General features: G+C 62.9%; 15 protein-coding genes. 13 read left to right on the top strand and 2 right to left on the bottom strand.

Annotated elements, in window-relative coordinates:
• Nucleotides 1-435: 435 nt before the first annotated feature.
• From ACLGL5_RS27255 to ACLGL5_RS27215, 9 genes are all read left to right on the top strand, one after another.
• Entirely contained in the window at nucleotides 436-2,217 is a 1,782-nt protein-coding gene (locus ACLGL5_RS27255; protein WP_081296079.1) for an acetolactate synthase 3 large subunit, read from the top strand.
• A 78-nt stretch (nucleotides 2,218-2,295) separates the two neighbouring features.
• Nucleotides 2,296-2,871 carry an acetolactate synthase small subunit gene (gene ilvN, locus ACLGL5_RS27250; RefSeq protein ID WP_013894763.1) on the top strand — a complete coding sequence of 192 codons (576 nt, stop codon included), beginning with the start codon at nucleotides 2,296-2,298 and terminating at the stop codon, nucleotides 2,869-2,871.
• A 119-nt stretch (nucleotides 2,872-2,990) separates the two neighbouring features.
• The gene (locus ACLGL5_RS27245; protein WP_038647636.1) at nucleotides 2,991-3,587 is read left to right on the top strand and encodes a LysE family translocator; all 597 of its coding nucleotides are present in this window, start codon (nucleotides 2,991-2,993) and stop codon (nucleotides 3,585-3,587) included.
• A gap of 214 nt (nucleotides 3,588-3,801) precedes the next feature.
• Nucleotides 3,802-5,067 (top strand): efflux RND transporter periplasmic adaptor subunit, encoded by a 1,266-nt coding sequence (locus ACLGL5_RS27240; protein ID WP_069092443.1) that lies wholly within the window; start codon nucleotides 3,802-3,804, stop codon nucleotides 5,065-5,067.
• Nucleotides 5,064-8,225 (top strand): efflux RND transporter permease subunit, encoded by a 3,162-nt coding sequence (locus tag ACLGL5_RS27235; protein ID WP_069092442.1) that lies wholly within the window; start codon nucleotides 5,064-5,066, stop codon nucleotides 8,223-8,225. Before ACLGL5_RS27240 ends, ACLGL5_RS27235 begins: the two co-directional genes overlap by 4 nt.
• A gap of 78 nt (nucleotides 8,226-8,303) precedes the next feature.
• Nucleotides 8,304-8,927, top strand: coding sequence for a nitrile hydratase subunit alpha (gene nthA / locus ACLGL5_RS27230; RefSeq protein WP_069092441.1), 624 nt, complete (start codon nucleotides 8,304-8,306; stop codon nucleotides 8,925-8,927).
• Nucleotides 8,924-9,583, top strand: a complete 660-nt coding sequence (gene nthB / locus ACLGL5_RS27225; RefSeq protein WP_069092440.1) for a nitrile hydratase subunit beta — start codon at nucleotides 8,924-8,926, stop codon at nucleotides 9,581-9,583. The genes nthA and nthB overlap by 4 nt, the downstream gene beginning before the upstream one ends.
• Complete coding sequence (locus ACLGL5_RS27220; protein WP_494372803.1) at nucleotides 9,552-9,929, top strand: nitrile hydratase accessory protein; 378 nt, start codon at nucleotides 9,552-9,554, stop codon at nucleotides 9,927-9,929. The genes nthB and ACLGL5_RS27220 overlap by 32 nt, the downstream gene beginning before the upstream one ends.
• Before the next feature lie 136 nt (nucleotides 9,930-10,065).
• Nucleotides 10,066-11,193, top strand: a complete 1,128-nt coding sequence (locus ACLGL5_RS27215) for an ATP-dependent DNA helicase (RefSeq protein ID WP_010910153.1) — start codon at nucleotides 10,066-10,068, stop codon at nucleotides 11,191-11,193.
• Between the two features lie 2 nt (nucleotides 11,194-11,195).
• Here the strand turns inward: ACLGL5_RS27215 and ACLGL5_RS27210 are convergent, their stop codons facing one another.
• Complete coding sequence (locus ACLGL5_RS27210; RefSeq protein ID WP_038647625.1) at nucleotides 11,196-11,615, bottom strand: SpoIIAA family protein; 420 nt, start codon at nucleotides 11,613-11,615, stop codon at nucleotides 11,196-11,198.
• 160 nt (nucleotides 11,616-11,775) lie between these two features.
• On the opposite strand from ACLGL5_RS27210, the gene ACLGL5_RS27205 reads away from it, so the two are divergent.
• From ACLGL5_RS27205 to ACLGL5_RS27190, 4 genes are all read left to right on the top strand, one after another.
• Complete coding sequence (locus ACLGL5_RS27205) at nucleotides 11,776-12,516, top strand: pyridoxine 5'-phosphate synthase (protein WP_069092438.1); 741 nt, start codon at nucleotides 11,776-11,778, stop codon at nucleotides 12,514-12,516.
• A gap of 98 nt (nucleotides 12,517-12,614) precedes the next feature.
• Nucleotides 12,615-14,528, top strand: a complete 1,914-nt coding sequence (locus ACLGL5_RS27200; protein ID WP_019858984.1) for a potassium transporter Kup — start codon at nucleotides 12,615-12,617, stop codon at nucleotides 14,526-14,528.
• Nucleotides 14,529-14,715: 187 nt separating this feature from the next.
• Entirely contained in the window at nucleotides 14,716-16,635 is a 1,920-nt protein-coding gene (locus tag ACLGL5_RS27195; protein ID WP_064984304.1) for a potassium transporter Kup, read from the top strand.
• A 41-nt stretch (nucleotides 16,636-16,676) separates the two neighbouring features.
• The gene (locus ACLGL5_RS27190; protein WP_069092437.1) at nucleotides 16,677-17,711 is read left to right on the top strand and encodes an SDR family oxidoreductase; all 1,035 of its coding nucleotides are present in this window, start codon (nucleotides 16,677-16,679) and stop codon (nucleotides 17,709-17,711) included.
• Between the two features lie 54 nt (nucleotides 17,712-17,765).
• On the opposite strand, the gene ACLGL5_RS27185 is transcribed toward ACLGL5_RS27190, so the two are convergent.
• Nucleotides 17,766-18,659, bottom strand: coding sequence for an SDR family oxidoreductase (locus tag ACLGL5_RS27185; RefSeq protein WP_069092436.1), 894 nt, complete (start codon nucleotides 18,657-18,659; stop codon nucleotides 17,766-17,768).
• Nucleotides 18,660-18,762: the final 103 nt, after the last annotated feature.

The following is an 18,762-nucleotide window of genomic DNA, read 5'->3' as shown; positions in this document are numbered from 1 at the left end:
GTATCGGCAGAGAGGACGGCCTTCGTCACGCCCCACCATAGTTTCGCGTGGCTTCAAGGACTTATCTGGAGAACGCGGTTTGCGAGCCGGTTTGGAGCGCTCTTGCGACGGGCGATGGGGGTGGTGTCGGCACGATGCGGCGTCCATCGCGAAATCGTGACGGGCCATTTGTCGAATTGGGAAGCGCCTTCATCGCCGGCGCGATTTTTGCCGTTGACAGGGCGCCTTGCCGGCCCGTAGTGTCCGCGACCATGAAAAAGGCACTCATTCTCGTAGGAAGGCGCGTGGGCAAGGCGGTGTAACCGCCGGGCGAAAACCTCCCATGCGCAACACACAGGCTCCCTCGGGGGCCTTTTTTATTGCCCGAAACACGACTAAACGACCAACAACACCCAAATGGCAACGCCCAAGTGGCGACAGTACGGGACCAGACCGATGAGCAACGGACAGAGTGAGCGGCGCGAGATGACGGGCGCCGAAATGGTGGTGCAGGCGCTGAAGGACAATGGCGTCAAGCACGTCTTCGGTTATCCCGGCGGCGCGGTTCTCCCGATCTATGACGAGATCTTCCAGCAGGACGATGTCGAGCACATTCTCGTGCGGCATGAGCAAGGTGCCGGCCATGCGGCCGAGGGCTATGCGCGTTCGACCGGCAAGGCCGGCGTCATGCTGGTGACGTCAGGCCCCGGCGCGACCAATGCGGTGACGCCGCTGCAGGATGCGCTGATGGATTCGATCCCGCTGGTCTGCCTGACGGGCCAGGTGCCGACCTCCTTGATCGGCTCCGACGCGTTCCAGGAATGCGACACGGTCGGCATCACGCGCCCCTGCACCAAGCACAACTGGCTGGTGAAGGACGTCAACGAACTCGCCGCGACCATCCATGAGGCTTTCCATGTCGCGACCACGGGCCGTCCCGGTCCGGTTGTGGTCGACATCCCCAAGGACGTGCAGTTCGCCAAGGGTTTCTACGTCCCGCCGCAAATCGCACCGCGCACCAGCTACCAGCCCAAGGTTCAGGGCGATCTGGAGAAGATCAAGGCCGCGGTCGACCTGATGGCCACCGCCAAGAAGCCGATCATCTATTCGGGCGGCGGTGTCATCAATTCCGGTCCGGAAGCGAGCCATCTGCTGCGCGAACTGGTCGACCTCACCGGTTTCCCGATCACCTCGACGCTGATGGGTCTGGGCGCCTATCCGGCATCCGGCAAGAACTGGGTCGGCATGCTCGGCATGCATGGCACCTACGAGGCCAACATGGCCATGCATGACTGCGACGTGATGATCTGCATCGGCGCGCGCTTTGACGACCGCATCACCGGCCGGCTCAACGCGTTCTCGCCGAACTCGAAGAAGATCCACATCGACATCGACCCGTCCTCGATCAACAAGAACGTACACACCGAGGTGCCGATCATCGGCGATGTCGGCCGGGTGCTGGAGGATATGGTGCGGCTGTGGCGGGCAACCGCCAAGGCCGACAAGAAGGCGCTCTATCCCTGGTGGGAGCAGATCGCCAAATGGCGCGGTCGCGATTCACTCGCCTATAAGATGAACCACGAGGTGATCATGCCGCAATACGCCATCCAGCGGCTCTACGAGCTGACCAAGGACAAGGACACCTACATCACCACCGAGGTCGGCCAGCACCAGATGTGGGCCGCGCAGCATTATCATTTCGAAAAGCCGAACCGCTGGATGACCTCAGGCGGTCTGGGCACGATGGGCTATGGCCTGCCGGCGGCACTCGGCGTGCAGATCGCGCATCCCGATGCGCTGGTCATCGACATTGCCGGCGACGCCTCGGTGCAGATGACGATGCAGGAGATGAGTGCCGCGGTGCAGTACAAGGCGCCGATCAAGATCTTCATCCTCAACAACCAGTATATGGGCATGGTGCGGCAATGGCAGCAGCTCTTGCACGGCAACCGGCTGTCGCATTCCTACACCGAGGCGATGCCGGACTTCGTCAAGCTGGCGGAGGCCTATGGCGGCCATGGCATACGTTGCGAGAAGCCGGACGAGCTGGACGACGCCATCAAGGAGATGATCTCGGTCAGGAAACCCGTGCTGTTCGATTGCCGCGTGGCGAACCTCGCCAACTGCTTCCCGATGATCCCGTCGGGCAAGGCGCATAACGAGATGCTGTTGCCCGACGAGGCCACCGACGAGGCCGTGGCCAACGCCATCGACGCCAAGGGCAGGGAACTGGTGTAATCGACGGGCCAAGGCAGGGCTTGTCGAAAGAAGCCGTGCGCAAACAAAAAATCAGACCAAGAATTTGAGATCCATGTCATGAACGCACAGCACCTTCAACCGACCGGCTCCGCCTACTTCATCGCCAAGGAAACGGAGCGGCCGGAAAACCACACGCTCTCCGTACTGGTCGACAACGAGCCGGGCGTACTCGCCCGGGTCATCGGCCTGTTCTCCGGACGCGGCTACAACATCGAGAGCCTGACCGTTTCCGAGACGGAGCACGAAAAGCATCTGTCGCGCATCACCATCGTGACGCGCGGCACGCCGCATGTGCTGGAGCAGATCAAGCATCAGCTCGAGCGCATCGTGCCGGTTCACCGCGTGGTCGATCTCACCGTGCGCTCCCATGAATTCGGGCAGGAGCGGCCGCTGGAGCGGGAACTGGCGCTGGTCAAGGTGGCCGGCACCGGCGAGGCCCGGGTCGAGGCGCTGCGGCTGGCCGACGCTTTCCGCGCCAGCGTCATCGACGCCAACACCGAGCATTTCATCTTCGAGATCACCGGCAAGGGCTCCAAGCTCGACCAGTTCATCGCCATCATGAAACCGCTCGGCCTGGTCGAGATCTGCCGCACCGGCGTGGCGGCGATGAACCGCGGCCCGCAGGGCATGTAGGCACGCCACCGCGCAAGGGGGCCGACGCTCACAACGCCTGGTTCGATCGGCGGCCAGGCGCTGGCCTTTGCGCAGCCAGCAATAAGAGACAATAATGCTGACGTATCTGGGAGGATAACATGTCACTCGACGCATTCCTCGCACTGCTCGTCTATGCCCTCGTCACCTCGATCACGCCGGGGCCGAACAACCTCATGCTCTTGGCCTCCGGCGTCAATTTCGGTATCGCCAGAACCGTTCCGCACATGCTTGGCATCAGTATGGGCTTCCTGGTGCTGCTGCTTGCCGTCGGCCTTGGCCTTGGCGCTGTGCTGACGGCGTTTCCGGTGTTGCACATCGGATTGAAGATCGCCGGCGGCGCATATCTGCTCTATCTCGCCTGGAAGATCGCCATGTCGCGCTCGCTGGCCGGCAAGGGTGAGACGAAGGCGCGGCCGATGCGCTTCATCGATGCGGCGGCTTTCCAGTGGGTCAATCCGAAAGCCTGGGTGATGGCGATCACCGCCATGGCTGTCTATGCCAATGCCGAGCACCCGTTCCTGTCAGTGTTGTTGATCTCGATCGCCTTCACCATCGTCAACCTGCCGAGCGTTTCGATTTGGGCGGGATTCGGCACGGCACTGCGGGGATTCCTGTCGGATCCTGTGCGGCTGAAATGGTTCAACATCGCCATGGGCGTGCTCTTGGCGGCGACGCTGTGGCCGATGCTGAAATAGGTCCCCCAATTGTTCGACGGGCTTCGGCTCGCGGCAATGACCGCACTGCCCACTCATTGTGCAGTGCACATTAAATCTTCGTAATGCCGTGTTTTGGCCCTTTTCCAACAAATGCCTGTCCTATCTATTCGGCGAAATCACGGCAATGAGCCGTGGATTGCGCTAGAATACGACCACCTGACTACGGCGTGTCGGACGGAGAGGCCTTTTTTCGATGCGTGGAAAAGTCATTGTTTCATTGCTTGTCGTCGCCTGTGCGGGCGCGGCCTGGCTCTATCTGTCTCCGGATACGCTAGGCAAGGTTGAGCAACTCATCGGCGCAAAGCAAGTCGTGGCGTCGAACAAGGCGGCAACCGACAAGCAGGCAGCCGGGGGCAAGCAAGGGGCCGGCGGAGGTGGCGCCCGTTCGGCCTCGATCGTTTCGGCGACGGCAACGACGGCTGACTTCCCGATCCGGCGCTACGCCATCGGCTTCGTCTCCTCACCCGCCGTGGTCAGCATCAACGCGCGGGTCTCCAGCCAGATCGTGTCGATCGACGTCAAGGACGGGCAGATGGTCAAGGCCGGCGACACCCTGTTCTCGCTAGACGACCGGGCGCTCAAGGCGCAACTCGCCAAGGACCAGGCCACGCTCGCCAAGGACCAGGCGCTGCTTGCCAGTTCGAATTCCGATCTTCAGCGCGCCAAGGACCTTGTCGCCAAGCAGGCCGGAACGCAGCAGACCTATGATCAGGCTGTAGCCGCACAGAAGGCAGCGGCCGCGACCGTCGATGCCGACAAGGCGACGATCGACGCGGACAATGTCCAGCTTGGCTTTGCCACCATCACGGCGCCGATCGCGGGCAGGCTCGGTGCGGTCAACGTTGCCGTCGGTGATCTGGTGACCACCAGCAATGGCAACAGCAGCACCTCGACACCGCTGGTGACCATCACCCAGATGGACCCGTTGCAGGTCAACTTCAACCTGCCGGAAAGCAATCTTGCGCTGTTGCACAAGGCGCTTGCCAATCCGCAGCAAGGGGCAGTGACGCTGACCAAGGACGGCGAGCCGACGCCGATCGGCAAGGGTACGCTCGATTTCGTCGATTCCAGCGTCGATACCGCCTCGGGCACGATCGCCACGCGGGCGAGCATACCGAACGCGGATCTTTCGCTGTGGCCGGGCCAGTATGTGAATGTCGTCCTCGACGCCGGCATCATGCCGCAGATGACCTCCGTTCCCACCGTCGCGGTCCAGCCCAGTCAGAAGGGCCCGTTCGTCTATGTGGTCAAGCCGGACAACACGGTCGAGATGCGGCCGGTGCAGGTCGCGCTGACCGAAGGCCAAAACAGCGCCATCAGCCAAGGCCTCAAAGCCGGCGAGAAAGTGGTCACAGAAGGCCAGACCAGGCTGAAGGATGGCGCCGCCGTGCACGAAGGCACCGCGGCCGCCGCGCCCAACGTGGCCGAAGCAACCAACGCCGGCGAGGCGGCCCGATGATTTCCGAATTCTGCATTCGCAGGCCCGTCGCCACCCTCCTGATGTCGTTCGCCCTGGTGCTGGCCGGACTCTTCGCCTATAAATTCCTGCCGGTGGCAGCACTGCCCAGCGCCGAATTCCCGGTGGTCAACGTCTCGGCTTCACTGCCGGGCGCCTCGCCGGAAACCATGGCGACATCGGTGGCGACGCCGCTGATCAAGCAGTTCGCGACCATCGCCGGCATTGATTCCATTTCGACCACGAACTCGCTCGGCCAGACCTCGATCGCCATCCAGTTCGTGCTCAACAGGGATATCGACGCCGCGGCGGCGGATGTGCAGGCGGCGATCGCGCGAACGCAAAAATCGCTGCCGCCGCAGATGACGTCGCCACCCAGCTATCGCAAGGTCAATCCGGCCGATGCGCCGATCCTTTTGATGTCGCTGGTCAGCGACACGGTTCCGCTGACCGACCTCGATGCCTTTGCCGAGAACGTCATCTCGCCGTCGCTGTCGACCATCGACGGCGTGGCGCAGGTCTCGATCTTCGGCCAGCAGAAATATGCCGTTCGCATCCAGATCGATCCGACGGCGCTTGCCGCGCGCGGTATCTCGATCGATCAGTTGCAGGCGGCGGTTGCATCGGCCAACAGCAATACGCCGCTCGGCGTGCTGCAGAACAACAAGCAGCAGCTGACCATCACCGCCAACACCCAGCTGACCGACGCCGCGGGCTTCTCCAACCTCATCATCGCCACCAAGAACGGCCATCCGGTGCGGCTGGGCGAGGTGACCCGTGTCGTCGATTCGGTGCAGACCACCACGACGGCGAGCTGGTATGACGGCACGCGCGCGATCATCATGGCCGTGCAGCGCCAGCCCGATGCCAACACTGTCGACGTCGTCGACAAGGTCAAGGCGATGCTGCCGTCCTTCCAGGACCAGATGCCGGCCGCTGCCCAGATCAAGCTGCTCAACGACCGCTCGACCTCGATCCGCCAGGCGGTCGACGACGTCCAGTTCACGCTGCTGTTGACCATCGCGCTGGTGGTGATGGTGATCTTCGTGTTCCTGCGCCGGGTGACGGCGACCATCATCCCGGCCGTGGCGGTGCCGATCTCGCTGATCGCCACGCTCGCTGCGATGTTCCTGTTCGGCTTTTCCATCGACAACATATCGCTGATGGGCCTGACGCTGGCGGTGGGCCTCGTCGTCGACGACGCCATCGTCATGCTGGAAAACATCTTCCGCCATATGGAGGAGGATGGGTTGTCGGCCTTCGACGCGTCGCTGAAGGGCGCGCGCGAAATCGGCTTCACCATCATCTCGATCTCGATCTCGCTGGTGGCCGTGTTCATCCCCGTGCTTCTGATGGGCGGTGTCATCGGGCGCATCTTCAACGAGTTCGCCGTGGTGGTGACGGTCGCCATCCTGGCATCGATGTTCGTGTCGCTGACGCTGACGCCGATGCTGTGCTCGCGGCTCTTGTCGGTCACCAAGGCCGATCGCGAGGCACACGCCCCTGGCCACAAGCACGACCTCATCACACGCGGCTACGACCGGGTTCTGAGCTTCTGTCTGCGCCACACTTTCCTGGTGTTCCTCGTCTTCATCGGCACCGCGGCGGCGTCGGTATGGCTGATCGAGATCTCGCCGAAGGGCTTCTTCCCGCAAGAGGATATCGGCCAGATATCGGTGACCACCATTGCGCGCCAGGACATCTCGTTCGACGCCATGTCGAAGCTGCAGGGGCAGGTGGCCAGCGTCTTCTCGCACTCGCCCTATGTCGACCATGTTGCGTGGTCGGCGGGCAGCGGCAACAACGCGCTCAACCAGGGGCAACTCTTCGTCCAGCTCAAGGGCAAGGACCAGCGTCCCGATATCGAGAAAGTGCTTTCGGATCTGCGCAAGCAGCTGGCCGGAGTGGCGGGTATCGAAACCTACATGCAGCCGGTGCAGAATTTGCGGCTGGGTTCGCGGTCGTCGGCCAGCGCCTACCAGTTGGTGGTTCAGGGCCTCGATACCGTCCAGACCGATATCTGGGCGCAGAAACTGAATGACGCGATGGCGGCCGACCACGCGACCTTCACCGACGTCACCAGCGACCTGCAGAACAATGCGCTGCAGGCATCGCTGGTGGTGGATCGCGACAAGGCTGCCCAGCTCGGCATCGATACCGACACGCTGCGCTCGGCCCTCTATGGCGGCTTCGGCACCGACCAAGTCTCGACGATCTTCGGTTCGGCCGACAGCTACGAAGTGATCACCGAGCTCGACCCAAAGATCGAATGGTCGCCCGAGCGGATGCTCGCCATCCAGATGCGGACGGCGAGCGGCAGTCTGGTTCCGCTTGGCGCCTTCGCCCGCGTCGATCGCACGGCGGGCGCCCTGACGGTCAACCAGCTCGGCCAGCTTCCGGCCGTGACCATCTCCTACAATCTGCCGCAAGGTGTGGCGCTTGGCGACAGTACGGCTCGCATCAGCGCGCTGAAGGAGCAGATCGGCATGCCAACGGCGATCTCGACTTCCTTCGCCGGCACGGCAAAGACCTTCCAGGATTCGCTAGCCAATCAGGGTCTGCTGGTCGGCGGCGCGATCCTGACCATCTATATCGTGCTCGGCATTCTGTACGAGAGCTTCATCCACCCGCTGACCATCCTCACCGGCCTGCCGTCGGCGGTGCTGGGCGCCGTCGTTGCCTTGCGCTTCGCCGGCATGGATCTGTCGGTCATCGCGGTGATCGGCATTCTGATGCTGATCGGCATCGTCAAGAAGAACGGCATCATGATGGTCGACGTCGCGCTCGAATTGCGACGAGAGGGCATGTCGGCCAAGGACTCCATCCACAAGGCCTGTCTGATGCGTTTCAGGCCGATCATGATGACGACGCTGGCGGCGCTGATGGGCACGTTCCCGATCGCGCTCGGTACCGGCGCCAGCGCCGAACTGCGCCAGCCGCTGGGCGTCGCCGTTGTCGGCGGCCTGCTGGCTTCGCAGGCGCTCACCTTGTTCGTGACACCGGTGATCTACGTCTACATGGAGAATTTCTCGGGCTGGCTCGCCGGGCTCATGCCGAAGCGCAGGGCCGAATTGCATGCGGTCGACAATCCCGAACAGCCCTCGCTGTTCGGGATCAACGACGACATCCCGGCCGAGCCGCAGAAGACGGCCGCCGAATAGCCGGCCAGCAGGCGCTGATTTTCGCTGGCCCAAGCCGTCATGCTTGCGGCCGGCGGGTCGGGACCGTAATTTGCGGCCATGTCCCATGATCATGACCACGACAACGAGCTCGATCCGTTTGCCGCCCGCGTGCGGGCGCTGGAGACCATCCTGACCCGCAAGGGGCTGATCGATCCGGCTGCGATCGACGTTATCGTCGATACCTACGAGACCAAGATCGGCCCGCGCAACGGCGCCAGGGTGGTGGCAAAGGCCTGGAGCGATCCTGCCTATGCGGATTGGCTCAAGCGCGACGCGACGGCGGCGATCGAATCGCTGAGCTATACCGGCCGCCAGGGCGAGCACATGCAGGCGGTGTTCAATACGGCTGATACGCACAACCTCGTCGTCTGCACACTGTGCTCCTGCTATCCATGGTCGGTGCTCGGCCTGCCGCCGGTCTGGTACAAGGCGCCGCCCTATCGGTCGCGCGCGGTGATCGATCCGCGCGGCGTGCTCGAGGAATTCGGGCTGACGCTGCCGGCCGCCACCAGGATACGCGTCTGGGATTCGACGGCGGAACTGCGCTATCTCGTCGTGCCGATGCCGCCGGCCGGCACCGAAGGCTGGAGCGAGGAGCGGCTGGCGGAGCTGGTGAGCCGTGACGCGATGATCGGCACGGCGCTCGCCCAGGAACCGCAACAAACGAGGCAGCCGGCATGAACGGGCCGCAGGATCTCGGCGGACAGATGGGGTTCGGGCCGGTCGCGCCCGAAAAGGACGAGCCTTATTTCCACGCCGACTGGGAAAGGCGGGCGCTGGGTGTGACGCTGTGCGCCGGCGCCATGGGCGCCTGGAACATCGACGAGAGCCGGCACGCGCGGGAATCGCTGCATCCGGCCGACTATTATTCCTCCAGCTATTACCAGATCTGGATCAAGGCGCTGGAAACCCTGCTCAAGCGCCATGGTTTCGTCAGCGAACGCGATCTCGATGCGGGCGAAGCGATCGATGCGGCGGCGACCCCGAAACGGGTGCTGAAGGCGGAAAATGTGCCTGCCGTGCTGGCCAAGGGCGGTCCCTGCAACCGGCCGATGGCAGAGCCGGCGCGGTTCAAGGCCGGTGACGCCGTGCGGACGAAGAACTTCCACCCGACCGGCCACACAAGGCTGCCGCGCTACGCGCGCGACAAGCGGGGCAGGGTCGAGGCGGTGCGCGACGGCTTCGTCTTTCCCGACAGCAACGCGCATGGGCAAGGCGAAAACCCGCAATGGGTCTATACCGTGGTCTTCGACGGCACGGAGATCTGGGGCGAGGGGGCGGATCCGACCCTTGTCGTCTCGATCGATGCCTGGGAGAGCTATCTTGAGCCTGCCTGACGCGGCCGATACCAATTCTCCCGCCAGCCGCGATGCGCCGGTTTTTGCGGAGCCCTGGCAGGCCGAGGCGTTCGCCATGACGGTGGCGCTGCACGACAAGGGCCTGTTCTCCTGGAGCGAGTGGGCGGATGCGCTTTCGACAGAGGTGAAGAAGCCGGGTTCTGCAGCCGACGGTCATGACTATTACGAGCATTGGCTGGCGGCGCTGGAAAGCCTGCTTGCGTCAAAGGGGCTGGCCGGCAAATCCGATGTCGATGCGATGGCGCAGGCCTGGGAACGCGCCGCGCACGCCACGCCGCACGGCAAGCCGATCCTGCTGGAAAACGATCCGCATGCCGCGAGGTGATCACGGGCAGAACTGTGGTTGTTCCCTTTACGTTCCTGTTTGCGCCTGGTAATCTGGGTGCGGGGAGTTAGCCGCTGTCTGTATCGATGGTGGCGCCTATCTTGTCTTTCCCTCGCGAATCCGGTCACACGATCAGATGGAATTCTCACCCCAACAGGACGAGGCGCTGCAAGCGGTCGCCCGCTGGCTGCAGGCCGGCAAGCCGCAGCTGTTCAGGCTGTTCGGCTATGCCGGCACCGGCAAGACGACGCTGGCGCGCTATTTCGCCGAACATGTCGACGGCCAGGTGCAGTTCGCCGCCTTCACCGGCAAGGCCGCCCAGGTTCTGCGCTCCAAGGGTGCGGTCAATGCCCGCACTATCCATTCGCTGATCTACAGGCCCAAGGGCGAGGAATCGGTAGAAGACGAGGTGACGGGCAAGACCTCGATGTCGCCGACCTTTTCGCTCAACCGGCAGAGCCCGATCTCGCGCGCGAAACTGGTCGTCATCGACGAATGTTCGATGGTCGACGAGCAGCTCGGCCGCGACCTGATGAGTTTCGGCACGCCGATCCTGGTGCTGGGCGATCCCGGCCAGCTGCCGCCGATCTCGGGCGGCGGCTTCTTCACCGATCACGAGCCCGACTTCCTGCTCACTGAAATCCACCGGCAGGCGCGCGACAATCCGATCCTGCGGCTGGCGCTCGACGTGCGCGAAGGCCGCGAATTCATGCGCGGCGACTATGGTACGGCGCAGGTGATCGGCAAGGAAGACGTCACCCAGGAACTGGTGCTGAAGGCGGACCAGGTGCTGGTCGGGACCAATCGCACGCGCCGCCGCTACAATCAGCGCCTGCGCGAGCTCAAGGGCTTCAACGCCGACTACCCCCAGGCCGGCGACAAGCTGGTTTGCCTGCGCAACGACCCGGCCAAGGGCCTGCTCAACGGTTCGCTGTGGAAGGTGATGACCTCGTCGCGCGAGACGGTGAAGCCGGGGATCAATCTTCTTGTGTCGCCGGAAGAGGACGATCCGGATCGCGGCGTCGCCAAGATCAAGCTGCTCAAGGCGGCGTTCGAGGATCCCGACGCCGATATCCCCTGGCAGCAGAAGAAGCGTTTTGATGATTTCGACTACGGCTATGCCTTGACCGTGCACAAGGCTCAGGGCTCGCAGTGGAACGAAATCGTGCTGTTCGACGAAAGCTGGGCCTTCAAGGAAACGCGCCAGCGCTGGCTTTACACCGCGATTACGCGGGCCGCCGAGCGATTGACTATTGTCCGATAGAGTTACGACGCCGGCTTCTCTCGCACGCCGACCTGCCGGACCCCAAGCCATTCCCAGGCCTCGGCTTCGTCGTCAGCGTCGAAATGGCGGAATTCGATGGGCGACGACGTGGGCAAAGCGTGTCGCGCGTCCGATGTCCAATCCGGCATGCCGATCGCCGCGCAGCGGCCTATATGTTCCAGTGCATGGACGGCGCCCTGCTTCAGGGTCTCGTCGGAGATGTCGGCCCAGTCGACGCCATCGTGATCGACGATTCGCACGGCTACATCGATCCGCTGATGCAGCGCGTAGGCCGCCTCCAGCAGGCCGAACAGGTTTTCCGCATCGGCCGCCGAGACATGACCGACCACGTCGATGGCGAACAGGTCGTCGCGATCAGTGTCGATGCGACGGATCGTCGGCACGGATTGCAGGAAATTCACGAGTGGGCCTCCTTGCGCAAGACAGCGTTGGTCTTCTGGAACACCGGAAAGCTCTATCTGTTCCCATCAAAGGCGCTATAGATGCCGGATCTCAAGCGCGCCGCGGCTGAACGGACAAGGTGTGGCGCGTGCTAACCGCCTGATTTCACGGACACCAGACATGCCCGCAAAGCTTTCCGTCAACCTCAACGCCATCGCCATGCTGCGCAACCGACGCGACCTGCCATGGCCCAGCGTCACCGGCATCGGCCGGCTTGCGCTTGCCGCCGGGGCGCATGGGCTGACCGTGCATCCGCGTCCCGACGAACGTCACACGCGGCATTCCGACCTGCCCGAGATCCGGGCGCTGATCGATGATGAGTTCCCGCAGGCGGAATTCAACATCGAAGGCTACCCGAGCGAGGATTTCCTGGCGCTTGTGGAAAAGCATCAACCCGAGCAGGTGACGCTGGTTCCCGATGATCCGGCGCAGGCAACCTCCGACCATGGCTGGAACTTCGTCGCCGATGCGGCGTTGCTGGCGCCGATCGTCAGGCGCCTGAAGAAGGGCGGCTTCAGGGTGTCGCTGTTTTCCGACGCCGATCCCGCCGGCATGACAGCCGCGCGAGACACTGGCGCCGACCGGATCGAGCTCTATACCGGCCCTTATGGCAGCTATCATTCCGACTCCGCAAAGGCCGCCAAGGAACTGGAACGATTGGGAAAAACGGCCGACGCGGCACTCGCTGCCGGCCTCCAGGTCAATGCCGGGCACGATCTGACGGTGGGCAATCTGCCGGCCTTGGCCAAGCGCATTCCGGCATTGGCCGAAGTGTCAATCGGACATGGGTTGACAGCCGACGCGTTGGAGTATGGCATGGCCGGTACGGTGGGTCGGTTTCTCAGAGCCTGCGGTTGGTAGGGGTAGAGTTTCGCCTTGCAGGTATGGCAGCCATAGCGTGCAACTGACATCGCATCGCAGCATGCGTGAAGCACCGCGCGCTCGTCGGGGAGTGGTCTATGGACCTTGCCAGTCGCGATAGCGAGGCCGAAACCGTCGAGCAATCGAGCCATTCCGGGGCCGAACAGCACAGCACCAAAGTTCTTATGCTGGGTGCGCTCGGCGTTGTCTATGGCGATATCGGCACCAGTCCGATCTACGCTTTCCGTGAGGCGCTTCACGCTTCGCCCGGTATCGATACGCGCGCTCAGGTGCTTGGTGTACTGTCGCTGATCGTCTGGGCACTAACGATCATCGTGACGATAAAATATGTCGCCTTCGTACTTCGCGCCGACAATAAGGGCGAAGGCGGTACGTTATCGCTGATGTCGCTGGCGCGAACCGCCTATCCCAAAGGTGCGCGACTTATTCTGGCGATCGGCCTTTGCGGCGCGGCGTTGTTTTTCGGCGATTCGATCATAACGCCGGCCATCTCCGTGCTGTCGGCGGTCGAAGGCCTCAGAGTGGTGACGCCGACACTGGACGCCTACGTCGTGCCAATCACGCTGATCATCCTGGCCATCCTGTTCTCGGTGCAGCGCTTCGGCACGGGAAAGGTGGCGGCGGTGTTCGGGCCGGTGACCGCACTGTGGTTCCTGGCTATCGGCGTAGCAGGGCTCTATCACCTGATGGACGATCCATCGATCCTACTGGCCATCAATCCCTATTACGCGGTCGCCTATCTCGCCAGCACACCCACGGCCGCCTTTGTCACTGTCGGCGCGGTGTTCCTGGCGGTGACCGGGGCCGAGGCACTTTATGTCGATCTCGGCCATTTTGGACGCAAGCCTATCGTGTTGGCGTGGTTTTCCGTGGTTTTCCCATGCCTGCTGCTCAACTATTTCGGGCAAGGTGCTTTTGTGCTGGCCAATGGCGGGAGGCCAACCAATCCATTCTTCCAGATGCTGCCCGACTGGGCACTGATGCCGATGGTGGGGCTGGCGACGGCCGCAACCGTCATCGCTAGCCAGGCAGTCATATCAGGTGCTTTTTCGCTGACCCGCCAGGCGGTACAGCTCAACCTCCTGCCACGCATAGAAGTGCAGCATACGTCCGAAATGCAACTCGGCCAGATCTACATGCCCCGCGTCAATCTGCTCATCTCCCTGGGAGTGATGCTGCTGGTCGTCGGTTTCGGCAGTTCGAGTTCGCTGGCTTCCGCCTACGGCATCTCGGTAACCGGCGAAATGCTGATGACGACGATCCTTTTGTTCGTCGTCATGCGCAAGCTGTGGAAATGGAGGCTGGCGGTCGCGCTGCCGCTGACATTGCTGTTCGGCATCATTGACAGCGGCTTTTTCCTGGCAAACATCGTAAAGATATTCGAAGGCGGCTGGGTATCGATCACGGTTGCCTGCCTGATGGGGCTGATCATGTGGACCTGGATACGCGGCACGCGCTATCTGTTCGACAAGACCCGCCGCAACGAGATCCCGCTCGATTTTCTTGCCGCCAATCTGCTGAAGAAGAAGCCGCACCTTGTGCCAGGCACGGCTGTGTTCCTGACCAGCGATCCCTTGAGTGCACCGACAGCGCTGATGCACAGCCTGAAGCACTACAAGGTGCTGCATGAGCAGAATGTCATCCTTTCGGTGGTGACGGCGCCACAGCCGGTGGTATCAGACAGCGACCGGGTCAAGATGGAGACGGTCAACGAGCTGTTCATGCGGGTAACGCTGACCTTCGGCTATATGGAACAGCCCAACATTCCGCGCGCGCTGGCGATCTGCCGCAAGCGGGGCTGGAAGTTCGACATCATGACGACATCGTTCTTCCTGTCGCGGCGTTCGCTCAAGGCCTCGCCCAATTCCGGCATGCCGGTGTGGCAGGACAGGCTGTTCATCGGCCTGGCCCGCACGGCGGCCGATGCAACCGAATATTTTCAGATCCCGACCGGACGTGTCGTGGAAATCGGCACGCAAGTCGCTATTTAAAGGCTGATACGGCAGCTTTTATGGGCGCCAGCCATGCCCCGTGGCCGCGAATTCAGCCCGCGACCATTGGACTATAGGCCATTTCCCAAGGAGCCTAGCGTTGCCAACATGGGAGCCATCACGCTACGGCACTTGATATTGCATTGCAGCAAGCGTAGAGCACCGCGCGCTTATCGGAGTGTCGTCCATGGCCCTTGCCAACACTGGTAGTGAGGCAGAACCCGTCGAACAGTCGAGCCATCCGGAAATCGAACAGCATAGCACCAAGGTGCTGATGCTGGGCGCGCTGGGCGTTGTCTACGGCGATATCGGCACCAGCCCGATCTATGCCTTTCGCGAGGCGCTGGTGGCGTCGTCTCACGGCACCGTCGCCGATCGCGGAGATATTCTTGGTGTCCTGTCGCTGATCATCTGGTCGCTGACGATCATCGTCACCATCAAATACATCATGTTCGTGCTGCGGGCCGACAACCGCGGCGAAGGCGGCGTGCTGTCGCTGATGGCGCTGGCGCGCGGCAGTTTCCCCAAGCGCTCGGCGGTGATCCTGGGCATCGGCATCGTCGGCGCCTCGCTGTTTTTCGGCGATGCGGTCATCACGCCGGCGATTTCCGTGCTGTCGGCGGTCGAAGGCATGAATGTCGTCACCCCCACCTTCCAGCCCTATGTCGTGCCGCTGACACTTGTGATTCTCGCCGTGGTGTTCGCGGTGCAACGTTTCGGTACGGGCGGGGTGGGACTGGTCTTCGGACCGGTGACCGCCGTATGGTTCCTGGCGATCGGTCTTTCGGGACTCAAGCACATCATCGCCGATCCGGAAATCCTGTGGGCGATCAGCCCGCACTACATCGTCGCCTTCCTGATCCATTCGCCCGACGTTGCCTTCGTCACCATCGGCGCCATCTTCCTGGCTGTCACCGGCGCCGAGGCGCTTTATGCCGATCTCGGCCATTTCGGACGCAAGCCCATCGTGCTTGCCTGGCTGTCGATCGTGTTTCCCTGCCTGCTGCTGAACTATGCCGGGCAGGGCGCCTTCGTGCTGGCCAAGAATGGCGTCGTCGGTCATCCGTTCTTCGAGATGAACGAGGGCTGGGCACTGATTCCGATGGTGGTGCTGGCGACCGCAGCGACCGTCATCGCCAGTCAGGCTGTGATTTCGGGGGCCTTCTCGCTGACCAGGCAGGCAGTGCAGCTCAACATGCTGCCGCGCCTCGAAATCCTGCACACCTCGGAAAAACAGTCCGGCCAGATCTACATGCCGCGTGTCAACCTTCTGCTGGCATTGGTGGTGATGATGCTGGTGGTCGGCTTCGGCGAGTCCAGCAAGCTCGCCTCCGCCTATGGCATCTCGGTGACCGGCAACATGCTGGTGACGACGGTGCTGCTCTATGTCGTGATGACCCGCATCTGGAAATGGCGGCTCTGGGTTGCGATCAGCTTGTCGGTGCTGTTTGCCTTCATCGATATCGGTTTCTTCGCCTCCAACATCGTCAAGGTGTTCGAAGGCGGCTGGGCGTCACTGCTGGTGGCCTTCACAATCGTGCTGGGTATGTGGACCTGGGTGCGCGGCAGCCGCTATCTGTTCGACAAGACCCGCCGCAACGAGATCCCGCTCGATTTCCTCGCCGGCAATCTGTTGAAGAAGAAGCCGCAACTGGTATCCGGCACCGCGGTGTTCCTGACCAGCGATCCCTTGAGTGCACCGACAGCGCTGATGCACAGCCTCAAGCACTACAAGGTGCTGCATGAGCAGAACGTCATCCTTTCGGTGGTGACGGCACCGCAGCCGGTGGTGCCCGACAGCGACCGGGTCAAGATGGAGACGGTCAACGAGCTGTTCATGCGCGTGACGCTGACTTTCGGCTACATGGAACAGCCCAACATTCCGCGCGCGCTGGCGATCTGCCGCAAGCAGGGCTGGAAGTTCGACATCATGACGACGTCGTTCTTCCTGTCGCGGCGCTCGCTCAAGGCTTCGCCCAATTCCGGCATGCCGGTGTGGCAGGACCGACTGTTCATCGGCCTGGCACGCACGGCGGCCGACGCGACCGAATATTTCCAGATCCCGACCGGGCGTGTGGTGGAGATCGGCACGCAGGTGGCGATCTGAAAAGCTCGATCGCCTTACCTTGAAGCGGTGCGGAGGCGGGCATGAGCGGCGAATTGGTGCTTGTCACCGGCGGATCTGGCTTCCTCGGCGCGCACTGTGTCCTTGCCCTGCTGAACGCGGGCTACCGCGTGCGCACCACGGTGCGCTCCGCCAAGCGTGAAGCCGATGTTCTGGCCATGCTCAAGGCCGGTGGCATCGCGCCGGGCGACCGGCTGTCCTTTGCCATGGCTGACCTCATGAGCGACGCCGGCTGGCCGCAAGCGGTCGCCGGCTGTGACTATGTGCTGCACGTCGCCTCGCCATTTCCGCGCGGCATGCCGAAGCACGAGGATGATCTGATCATCCCGGCTCGCGAGGGGGCGCTGCGGGTGCTGCGGGCGGCGCGCGACGCTGGCGTCAAACGCGTCGTGCTGACCTCGTCCTTCGCGGCTATCGGCTACGGGAAGATGCCGCCAGAAGGCCGGCCGTTCACGGAGGAGAGCTGGACCGATCCGACGGCCAACGTCAGCGCCTATGTGAAGTCGAAGACGCTTGCCGAGCGCGCGGCCTGGGATTTCATTGCCACCGAGGGCGGCAGGCTGGAATTGGCGGTCGTCAACCCGGTGGGTATTTTCGGGCCTGTGCTCGGCTCCAACCATTCGACCTCCACCGAATTCGTCCAGCGCATGATGAACGGTGCCATGCCGGGGCTGCCGCGCCTGTCCTTCGGCGCGGTCGACGCACGCGACGTGGCGGACCTGCATGTGCGCGCCATGACCAATCCGGCTGCCAAAGGCGAGCGCTTCCTGGCGGTATCGGGTGATTTCATGACCGTACGGGAAATCGCGCAGACCTTGAAGACGCGGCTCGGCGACGCGGCGGCGCGCGTCACGACGCGTGAGCTTCCCGATTGGCTGGTGCGGATCGTGGGGCTGTTCAATCCCGAAGCCGCGCAGCTGGTGACGGAGCTTGGCAAGGTCAAGAATGCCACCAACGCCAAGGCCGTGCGTGTGCTCGGCTGGGCGCCGCGCTCGCGCGAAGACGCGCTGGCCGCCACCTGCGAGAGCCTGGTCCGGCTCGGCCTGCTCAAGAAGTAGCGCGGCGGCAGGGAGACCTCCCGCCGCTCCAGCTTTCCTGGGATTGCTCTGGTTTCAACCAGCCAGTGCGGCCTTATTGGCTTCGAGGAACTGCTTCAGCGTCCGCGGCTTCCTGCCGGAAAGCGTTTCGACCGCGTCCGTCACCATGGCGATGCGGCCGGACCGCGTGTTGGCATCGAAGGAAACGATGACGCGAGCAAACTCCTCGGGAACGCCGGCCGCCTTCACGCCTTCGGTCAGGGCCTCGTCGGGCAGCTGGATGACGTCCAACGGCTTGCCGGTGACTTCGCTCACCAGGGCGGCGATTTCGGCTGTCGTATAGGCCCGCGGGCCTGTTAGCGTATAGGTCTTGCTGTCGGTCGAACCGGAGGCGAGACCCGCGGCGATGGCCGCGGCCATGTCGTCGCGTGAGCCATGGGCGATGCGGCCGTCGCCCGCCGACGTGTACCACTGTCCCGAGGCAATGGCGTGCGGCAGGGCCATGAACAGGTTCTCCTGGTACCAGCTGTTGCGGAAGATCGTATAGGCGATGCCGCTGGCCTTGATCGCCTGCTCAGTGCCGTAGTGGTCGCCGGCAAATAGCACTGGCGAAACCGGCTCCGGATTAGGCATCGAGGTGTAGAGCAGATGTGAAACGCCTGCTTTCTTCGCAGCGGCTACCGCCGCCTCATGCTGCTTCAGACGCCTGCCGGTTTTGAGATCGAGATCGCTGGTCGAAATGATCAGCACCCTGTCGGCGCCCTTGAATGCGTTTTCCAGCGAGGTCGCGTCGTTGAAGTCGGCGGCTCTGACAACGATGCCACGCGCTGCCAGATCGGCGACGCTTTCCGGGTTGCGGGTGGTGGCGATGATCTTTGCCGGCGGAACTTTGTGCGTGTCCAGGAGATAGCGGATGACACTGCGGCCGAGCTGGCCGGAAGCGCCTGTGACGAGAAGGGTTTCGGTCATGGGAGGAGGTCCTGATTTTGCGCCAGCATGGCGGGTGTGTACGTCGGTCTCAAAAAGAGACCAGCACTAAAATAGGAATTGACCTGGTGCCGTAAAGAAGGCA

This window comes from Mesorhizobium sp. U510 (genome assembly GCF_059180695.1).
This window is presented reverse-complemented; position numbering and strand designations above follow the sequence as displayed.

Bases quoted from the DNA above. Each gene is read 5' to 3' on its own strand.
- ACLGL5_RS27195 (WP_064984304.1), top strand. From the start codon at position 14,716: ATGGCCCTTGCCAACACTGGTAGTGAGGCAGAACCCGTCGAACAGTCG.
- ACLGL5_RS27200 (WP_019858984.1), top strand. From the start codon at position 12,615: ATGGACCTTGCCAGTCGCGATAGCGAGGCCGAAACCGTCGAGCAATCG.
- nthB (WP_069092440.1), top strand. From the start codon at position 8,924: ATGAACGGGCCGCAGGATCTCGGCGGACAGATGGGGTTCGGGCCGGTC.
- ACLGL5_RS27205 (WP_069092438.1), top strand. From the start codon at position 11,776: ATGCCCGCAAAGCTTTCCGTCAACCTCAACGCCATCGCCATGCTGCGC.
- ACLGL5_RS27190 (WP_069092437.1), top strand. From the start codon at position 16,677: ATGAGCGGCGAATTGGTGCTTGTCACCGGCGGATCTGGCTTCCTCGGC.
- ACLGL5_RS27245 (WP_038647636.1), top strand. From the start codon at position 2,991: ATGTCACTCGACGCATTCCTCGCACTGCTCGTCTATGCCCTCGTCACC.
- ACLGL5_RS27215 (WP_010910153.1), top strand. From the start codon at position 10,066: ATGGAATTCTCACCCCAACAGGACGAGGCGCTGCAAGCGGTCGCCCGC.
- ACLGL5_RS27240 (WP_069092443.1), top strand. From the start codon at position 3,802: ATGCGTGGAAAAGTCATTGTTTCATTGCTTGTCGTCGCCTGTGCGGGC.
- ilvN (WP_013894763.1), top strand. From the start codon at position 2,296: ATGAACGCACAGCACCTTCAACCGACCGGCTCCGCCTACTTCATCGCC.
- ACLGL5_RS27255 (WP_081296079.1), top strand. From the start codon at position 436: ATGAGCAACGGACAGAGTGAGCGGCGCGAGATGACGGGCGCCGAAATG.
- ACLGL5_RS27185 (WP_069092436.1), bottom strand. From the start codon at position 18,659: ATGACCGAAACCCTTCTCGTCACAGGCGCTTCCGGCCAGCTCGGCCGC.
- nthA (WP_069092441.1), top strand. From the start codon at position 8,304: ATGTCCCATGATCATGACCACGACAACGAGCTCGATCCGTTTGCCGCC.
- ACLGL5_RS27220 (WP_494372803.1), top strand. From the start codon at position 9,552: ATGCCTGGGAGAGCTATCTTGAGCCTGCCTGACGCGGCCGATACCAAT.
- ACLGL5_RS27235 (WP_069092442.1), top strand. From the start codon at position 5,064: ATGATTTCCGAATTCTGCATTCGCAGGCCCGTCGCCACCCTCCTGATG.